General features: G+C 59.0%; 7 protein-coding genes and 1 pseudogene. 2 read left to right on the top strand and 6 right to left on the bottom strand.

Annotated elements, in window-relative coordinates:
* From ACW9HX_RS28720 to ACW9HX_RS28695, 6 genes and pseudogenes are all read right to left on the bottom strand, one after another.
* Nucleotides 1-1,213 (bottom strand): annotated as a pseudogene (locus tag ACW9HX_RS28720) (type IV secretion protein Rhs); the annotation flags it as partial.
* A gap of 225 nt (nucleotides 1,214-1,438) precedes the next feature.
* A complete protein-coding gene (locus tag ACW9HX_RS28715; protein WP_457383170.1) occupies nucleotides 1,439-1,846 on the bottom strand; it encodes a sel1 repeat family protein in 408 nt (135 codons plus the stop codon).
* Complete coding sequence (locus tag ACW9HX_RS28710; RefSeq protein WP_003223109.1) at nucleotides 1,847-2,218, bottom strand: hypothetical protein; 372 nt, start codon at nucleotides 2,216-2,218, stop codon at nucleotides 1,847-1,849.
* Nucleotides 2,215-2,556 carry a helix-turn-helix domain-containing protein gene (locus ACW9HX_RS28705; RefSeq protein WP_007950435.1) on the bottom strand — a complete coding sequence of 114 codons (342 nt, stop codon included), beginning with the start codon at nucleotides 2,554-2,556 and terminating at the stop codon, nucleotides 2,215-2,217. The genes ACW9HX_RS28710 and ACW9HX_RS28705 overlap by 4 nt, the downstream gene beginning before the upstream one ends.
* 114 nt (nucleotides 2,557-2,670) lie before the next feature.
* A complete protein-coding gene (locus ACW9HX_RS28700) occupies nucleotides 2,671-3,126 on the bottom strand; it encodes a YkvA family protein (protein ID WP_457383169.1) in 456 nt (151 codons plus the stop codon).
* A gap of 300 nt (nucleotides 3,127-3,426) precedes the next feature.
* Nucleotides 3,427-4,146 (bottom strand): FKBP-type peptidyl-prolyl cis-trans isomerase, encoded by a 720-nt coding sequence (locus tag ACW9HX_RS28695; protein WP_096823013.1) that lies wholly within the window; start codon nucleotides 4,144-4,146, stop codon nucleotides 3,427-3,429.
* Nucleotides 4,147-4,416: 270 nt separating this feature from the next.
* Between ACW9HX_RS28695 and ACW9HX_RS28690 the strand changes: the two genes are divergently transcribed.
* Complete coding sequence (locus ACW9HX_RS28690; protein WP_457383168.1) at nucleotides 4,417-6,225, top strand: di-heme-cytochrome C peroxidase; 1,809 nt, start codon at nucleotides 4,417-4,419, stop codon at nucleotides 6,223-6,225.
* A gap of 26 nt (nucleotides 6,226-6,251) precedes the next feature.
* Entirely contained in the window at nucleotides 6,252-7,388 is a 1,137-nt protein-coding gene (locus ACW9HX_RS28685; RefSeq protein WP_457383171.1) for a catalase family protein, read from the top strand.
* Nucleotides 7,389-7,472 lie beyond the last annotated feature (84 nt).

The following is a 7,472-nucleotide window of genomic DNA, read 5'->3' as shown; positions in this document are numbered from 1 at the left end:
TCGACACTGGACAACCGTTGGTGCAGGTCAGCGCTGCGCAATCGGCGCTGTCGCCGTTGGGGTTTTTCGCCTGATCAGGCTTGTCGTCGTGGTGCTCGTCTTTTTTCAGGGAAGCGTTGCGGCGGGCATCCCAGCGCAGTTGCATGCGGCCCTTTTTCACCCCGGCGGCGATACCGCGTGCGGCGACGGACTTGTACTGGTTCACATAGCCGATGAAGGTGCTGACGATGCCAAATATCGCCTTCACCAGACGCGTCACCACCGACAACAACTGAGCGCCACGATCCACCAGGCGCAAGGTCAGATACGCAATCCCCGCTCCGGCGCCGACGAAGGTCAGCACAATGCCGATCAAAACGTCGATCAGCAGCTGCACCACCACCATTGAGACAGCCTCGGCGGTTTTCCCGGCAATTTCATTGGGCGGCAGCATCTCCAGCCAGAGGCTGGCGGTACGCAGCAACAGGCACAGCGCCGCCTCGTCACTGACCAGTAACTGAAGCTTCTCCATCATTTCAGGCGCTGTTTCTGCCAGCGCGATCAACTGTGCGGCGCCACTGCCCAACCGCTCGGCAAACTTTCCGGGATCCTGGAGAATCTCCGACAGCAACCCAATGCTGTCCCACACCCCCTCGATCGCAGCCCAACTCCCGGCCAGCAGGCCGTTGCCCGCCGCCGGCACCACTGACTGCGACCACTTCGGCTTGAAGCCCTGCCACTCGCTACGCAGCCAACTATCCAACTGCCGGGTCAGGCCATCGTAGGACTCGAACAGCGCATCAACCTGCTTCTCGCTGGCCTGGCCGTGCACCACTACCCGGTAGAACTTGCCCGCATCACCGGTGAACAACCCCTTGCCCTGAGCATCGAGCGTGACGGACTTGACCTTGCCGCCATCCACCGCCACCACATCGACAACGATGCCGCCCAACGGAATGTCGTATACCGATTCGAACTTGCTCTCGATCTCCATTCGCCCGTTTGCCGGGCATTGCACGACAGCCGTAGAAAAACGGTTGTCGTCAATGGCGACCGCCGTGCTGTGCTCGCCGAAACGGATGATCCGTTCCATCCCCATCAACGACGGCAGATCGGCCGCATGGCTGACGCTGTCTGCCGAACGACTGAGCCAGTGCCTGAGCTGTTCGCGGTAGAGGTCGAGGGTGCGGGGAAAGCTGTCGAGTTCTTGCTCGATGCGGGCGATGGCTTCCATCAGCGCACTCCCATGCGCATGACGAAATGAAAAACCGGGTCGAACATATGCGTTCCCTCGCGCAAAAATCAGGCGAAGGACTTTGCGGGGGATCAAACAGAAAAGAAGTCAGGCGAGTAGGCGATGGATGTAGGAGAAGTCTGCAACTGATCTTTATCGAACAGCAGACGCAAAAACGGGGCGGGAGGTTTCCCTCACGCCCCGTTCACGGAACAAATCGTTCGCTTACCGGGAATGATCCCGACCGGCCAGCTCTTTCAACTTGAGCTCGGCAAGTGGATGCCCGGCCTGCGCGGCCATGGTCCACCAGCGAGCAGCTTCCGAAGGGTCCGGAGCCTTGCTCGGTGTACCGGCAAGACTGATGACACCGACCTGATACGCCGCCTTGCCATCCCCGGCCAGCGCCGCCAGCCGCAGCAACCGGACGCCCTCCTCACGCGCGCCCAGACCAACGCCGCGAAACGTCAGGATGTGTCCGTAGAAGCTTTGCGCGCCGACATCGCCCAGGTTGGCCATGCGCGCAAACTGCCCTTCGAGCCAGCGCCAGCCTCGGGGCTGACGGACAAACCACGACCAGTGAAACAGCCTACGGGCGAGCCAGTAACTTGCCCGCGCCTTGAGTCGTAAAAACACTCAGGCCTCCGCCGATTCCGGGTATTCGTACTCAAAGACCCGCACCACTTCGGAGGCATGCCACGATGCTGCGGCAACACCATCGGATGGCCCGGAAAAACGCCCAAGACGCTCGACACATTCAAAGAAACCGGTGCGTGGCAGGCGACTGGCGCCCTGGCTGATCACCAGCGAACTGCGCAACGGTTGTTCGGCTTTAGCGTCCAGTGCGGCAAGATGCTCCAGTGCAGCGGTCAATGTCTGCATCGCCGGTGTAGGCAGTTGCAGACGCTCGAGCAAAGCTCGATAGGTCAGAAGATGGCGCTGCCTGCGCGCCTGGTCCAGCTCCCCCAGCAATCCGTCCCAATGTTGACGACTGATGCGTACGCTCACGATTGTTCCCTCCACCCTGGCACCGTCAACTCCCAGGCCAGGCTGCGGCGAATCGCAGCGTCGGGCAGACGCTCACCGCTTTCGATCATGGCCAGGTAAGACGGGCTGATGCCTACCGTGCGGGCGAGCGCCTCGATGGCGATGCCCTTCCCTTCGCGCAAACTGCGTAATTGATCCAGACCTGGAAGAATCGGGTCCGGTGTGGCCGCAAGCGGCGCTGGAGCCGGTTGCGACGGTGCTTCGTTAATGCCTGCTGCTTTCAGTAGAGCCTGATACTGAGCCCATGGCAGAACCGCATATTCGGGTTCGCCATCGCGTGCAATTATCTGAATATCCATGACTACCCCGTAGGACAACAACACTTAGCGAGTCGGCACTTTTCCCTAGAAGTGTAATCCTAACAGCGGCCAAGGTCGTGGGGGGTATCTATCTGTATAAGAGGCTGTCGCGATTCAGGACTTTTTCGGGCCCTGAAGCTGAAGTTGTTCGGGTGTATCGGGCAGGCGCTCGACAACCCTGAGCTTTTCCGGCGCCTGACGCTGACGCCACAGGCGGAATGCGTTGAGTTCGTCGTCGAGGGTTTTCATCACCCAGGCCAGGACCGCGATGTCATCGAGCATGCCGAAAACGGGAATGAAATCCGGGATCGCATCCACCGGACTGAGGAAGTACATCAGGCCCGCAACAACCGAAATCATGGCTTTGGGACTGATCGCACGATACTCGCCACGCCAGTACGCCAGGCATAGCGTCTGGAGCAATCGCAGGTCATCCTTCAATTTTCCGAGGCGATTGCCCTGCGCGGCGCCTTTGCTGGCCACTGCAAACAACAGTGTTGGCAAACGGCCACGGGCCAGGAGTCGTCCGGCCAACGGCAGGAATCGGGCGAAATTCCATGGAGCTTTCATCTATTTCTCCCGTTGAAATGTTATCCACACAAATTGTGGATAACCTTGTGAACAGAGCTGCATTTCGACGCTGAGAGCCCCGGTTCATAAGGGCTGCGCTCAGATCGGGCGTTTTTTACTCACATAAAAAAACCCAATATTTCATTGACTTGGAGGCTCAGGGCGTCTAGCGCCGGCGGCCTCAAAGTCTAGGACTGTCGTGACGCGTATCGGTTCGGTCTGTTTACGCTGGCCGTGGCCCGGATGCAACAACGCCCCGCATAAGCGAGGCGTTGTTGTTGAAGCCGGTACCGATGCCTGTTACTTGGCGGCAGCAGCGTCTTCTTTGGCTGGATCCTTGATGGCCAGCAGTTCGAGGTCAAAGACCAGAACCGAGTTGGCCGGGATTGCCGGGCTTGGCGATTGTGCGCCGTAAGCCAGATCGCTAGGGATGTACAGCTTGTACTTCTCGCCAACGTGCATCAGTTGCAGGCCTTCGACCCAACCCGGGATCACACCGCTGACCGGCAGATCGATCGGGCTGCCGCGCTCGACGGAGCTGTCGAAGACGGTGCCGTTGGTCAGCTTGCCGGTGTAGTGAACGGTCACTACGTCGGTAGGCTTAGGCTGTGGGCCGTCGGCTTTCTTGACCACTTCGTACTGCAGACCGGAAGCGGTGGTGGTCACGCCGGCTTTCTTGCCGTTTTCTTCGAGGAATTTCTTGCCGGCGGCTGCCGACTCTTCGCTCATCTTGGCCATACGCTCTTCGGCACGCTTTTGCAGTGCAGCGAAGGCTTCGACCAGATCTTCATCTTTCAGCTTCTGTTCTTTCTTGCCGACGGCATCTTCGATGCCCTGGGCTACCGCTTTGGAGTCCAGATCATCCATGCCTTCCTGAGCAAGGCTCTTGCCCATGTTCAGGCCGATACCGTAGGAAGCTTTTTGCGCCGGGGTTTTCAGCTCTACGCTGGTCTGCGAATCACAACCCGCGAGTACCAGGCTAACCAGGGCTACCGCCGCCGCCAACCGATGCTGTTTCATGCTATTTCCTTGTTCATGCGCCGAAAGGGCAATCGAGTAAAGCCGCGAGCTTATCAGGCCGCCACGACCAATGGCTACCGGCATGAGAGCAGGAATCTTCCGATAAGTTCAGGGATTAAAAAGCATTTGAGCAAAGGCAGGATGAAGCTTCTGTCATCTTGCCCTGACAGTGACCGATACCTCTTCCCACAACACTTGGCGTAATGGCCACTTGCCGCATGCGGCTCGGCTCAGGCATAAGAACGCAACAACTCGACAAGGATGTTCATCTTGCGCCTCTTATTCCGTGTGCTGACGCTGATCGTGATGCTGCTGGGACTGGTCCTGGCAGTGGTTCTCTACTATGTCGCCAATCCGAAATTGCCCTTCCCGACGCCTGCAAAACAGGTGCATTACCTGAACCAGTGGACTGAGCAAGAGCGCCAGACCTACTACTTCACCCCGCAAGGGACGCAAGTCAAAGGCCTTCGTTACGAATGGTTCCAGGCGCTGGAGCTGCCGTTTTCGCAGCAACGTTTCGCCTCCCCGGAATACCTCGCGCGCTTCGGCTTTCTGATCGACCCACAGCAGAAAGCCACACCGAACAACCCGGGGAATCTGCCGGTGGGCTTCGCCCGGCATCAGAATCCCGGCAGCGCTGAGCAGTATCTGGACATCACCTGTGCGGCGTGCCACACCGGCGAGTTGCACCTCAACGGTCAGGCCGTGCGCATCGACGGCGGCTCGGCGCAGCATGTGCTGCCTTCCAGCGTTCCTACATTGCGTGGCGGCAGTTTCGGACAGGCATTGGTCGCCAGTCTGGCCTCCACTTACTACAACCCGTGGAAATTCGAACGTTTCGCCCGCAACGTACTGGGCAATGACTACGACGCCCGCCATGAACAACTGCGTAAAGACTTCAAAGGCTCGCTGAACACCTTTATCAAAGTGGCATGGAACGACACCCATCGTGGCCTCTACCCCACCGAGGAAGGCCCAGGCCGAACCGATGCCTTCGGGCGAATCGCCAACGCGACCTTTGGTGATGCGATCTCCCCCACCAATTACCGAGTGGCCAACGCTCCTGTGGATTACCCGCAACTATGGGACATGTGGACGTTCGACTGGGTGCAGTGGAACGGCTCGGCGCAGCAGCCTATGGCACGCAATATCGGCGAAGCACTGGGGGTTGGCGCCACCCTGAATTTCTTCGATGCCAATGGCCAGCCGCTACAGGGTGATGAACGTTACGCATCGAGCGTACGGGTGCGCGATCTGCACAAGATAGAAGAAACCCTGCAAAAACTTCAGCCTGCTGCCTGGCCGGAAAAACTGTTTGGCGAAGTCGACAAACCGCTGGCGGCCAAGGGGCGAGCCCTGTTTGCCGAAAACTGTGCGGGTTGCCACGTTCCTCGGGTGACGCAAGAAGGCGAACGCTGGGTCCAGCATCTGCACATGCTTCCGTTGGAGGTCATCGGCACCGACCCGAACGCGGCCAATAACATCGCCAACCACCGTTTCAACCTGACAGCCCTGCAATGGAATCCGGCAGAGCTGGAGCAGATGGACGTGAAGCTGCATCCCACACCCAAAGAACCGCTCGACCTCAGCCAGTTATCCGTGGCCAAAGGCCTGGCTTACGTCACGGCGTTCGTTGAAAACCGCGCTTACCGTGAAGCCGGCGTTACACCTGCAGAAAAACCAAAACTCGATGGCTTTGGTCTGCCGATCGGTGTCCGGGAAAAAATCGCCTACAAAGCCCGGCCGCTCGCCGGTGTGTGGGCCACACCGCCCTTCCTGCACAACGGCTCGGTGCCGAGTCTCTATCAGCTGCTTTCACCTCAGGATGAACGCGCCACCACTTTCTATAAGGGCACATTCGAATACGACCCTCGGCATTTGGGTTATCGCACCGAAGCCTTTACCAACGCTTTCCTGTTCGACACGCGCATTACCGGCAACCACAACAGCGGCCATGAATTCCGCGCCGGCGAGCGCGGTAACGGGGTCATAGGACGGCTGTTGCAGCCCGAGGAGCGCTGGGCGCTGCTGGAGTACCTGAAAGTGCTGGGCGGCCCGCTGGAGGCGCAACTGCCATGATCTTCAATTCGTTCAAGAAGCCATCGATGTTGGCGCGTTTGTGGTTGTGGCTGGGGCGGTTGCTGGGCAAAACATTGCTGCTTTTGCTGGTAGTCGGCCTGATCGGCTGGGCCCTGACGACCGCCTGGTTCGCCTGGCAGCACCAAGGTCCGGTCTCGGCGACGGAGCAGATTCCCGTCGGTGAAGCCGCCATGACACAGGACGTGATCCAGACCGCCGTACGCATTGTCGATCAACACCGGGAAAGCACGCGTTTTCTGCGCGACGCCCATGCCAAGGCCCACGGTTGCGTGAAGGCTGACGTGCAAGTACTACCGGACCTGGCTCAGGATCTGCGCCGAGGCGTTTTCAGCGAGCCGGGCAAGTTCTGGCAGGCGACGATACGTCTGTCCAACGGTAACGCCTATCCGCAATTCGACAGCATCCGCGATGCCCGGGGCATGGCGATCAAATTGCTCGATGTGCCGGGCAAACAGTTGCTGGGCGACCGCCAGGGCCTGCACGAGCAGGATTTCGTGATGTTCAGCCATCCGAATTTCTTCGTCAGCGATGTCGCTGAATATCGTCAGAATGTGGCGGCGCAGGCTGACGGGAAAAAGGTCATGGCGTTCTTTCCGGGCTGGGACCCTCGAACCTGGCAAGTCAGGCACTTGTTCATTGCACTGGCGACGCTTTCTCCGCCGCCAGAGAGTCCGACACGTACGACCTACTTTTCGGTATCGCCCTACAAATTTGGTGAGGCCAATGCGAAGTTTCGGGTGATGCCGGATCCGGACAACTGCCCGGCCTACACGCTGCCGAAGCAAAACCAGGACCTGCCGAACTTCTTGCGCAGCGCGCTGAATCAGCAACTTTCCACGGATCGGGTGCCCGCGTGTTTTGTGTTGCAGATCCAGCGTCAGGACGCGAATAAATACATGCCGATCGAAGACACCAGCATCGAATGGCGCGAACAGGACAGTCCGTTCCAGACAGTGGCCAGAATCACCCTGCCCCCGCAGGACTTCGACACCCCGGCCCTGAACCTGCAGTGCGACAATCTGTCGTTCAATCCATGGTTCGGCATCGAAGCCCATCGCCCGATTGGCGGGATCAATCGCCTGCGCAAAGCGGTGTATGAAGCGGTGAGTGATTACCGGCACAGTCGCAACGCCAGCCAGTAACAAACCGCAGAAACGAAAAAAGCGACCTCAGCAGACTGTGTGAAAACCTAGCAATCTGCGCGGTGCTCAAAGAAAATGCTCCGT

Source organism: Pseudomonas sp. SDO52101_S400, from assembly GCF_054071635.1.
The sequence above is the reverse complement of the archived record's forward strand: the minus strand, read 5'-3'. Positions and strand labels throughout refer to the sequence as shown.

What these genes read in the sequence shown, in the direction of transcription:
- ACW9HX_RS28700 (WP_457383169.1), bottom strand. Translation starts at nt 3,126, where the DNA reads ATGAAAGCTCCATGGAATTTCGCCCGATTCCTGCCGTTGGCCGGACGA.
- ACW9HX_RS28705 (WP_007950435.1), bottom strand. Translation starts at nt 2,556, where the DNA reads ATGGATATTCAGATAATTGCACGCGATGGCGAACCCGAATATGCGGTT.
- ACW9HX_RS28685 (WP_457383171.1), top strand. Translation starts at nt 6,252, where the DNA reads ATGTTGGCGCGTTTGTGGTTGTGGCTGGGGCGGTTGCTGGGCAAAACA.
- ACW9HX_RS28695 (WP_096823013.1), bottom strand. Translation starts at nt 4,146, where the DNA reads ATGAAACAGCATCGGTTGGCGGCGGCGGTAGCCCTGGTTAGCCTGGTA.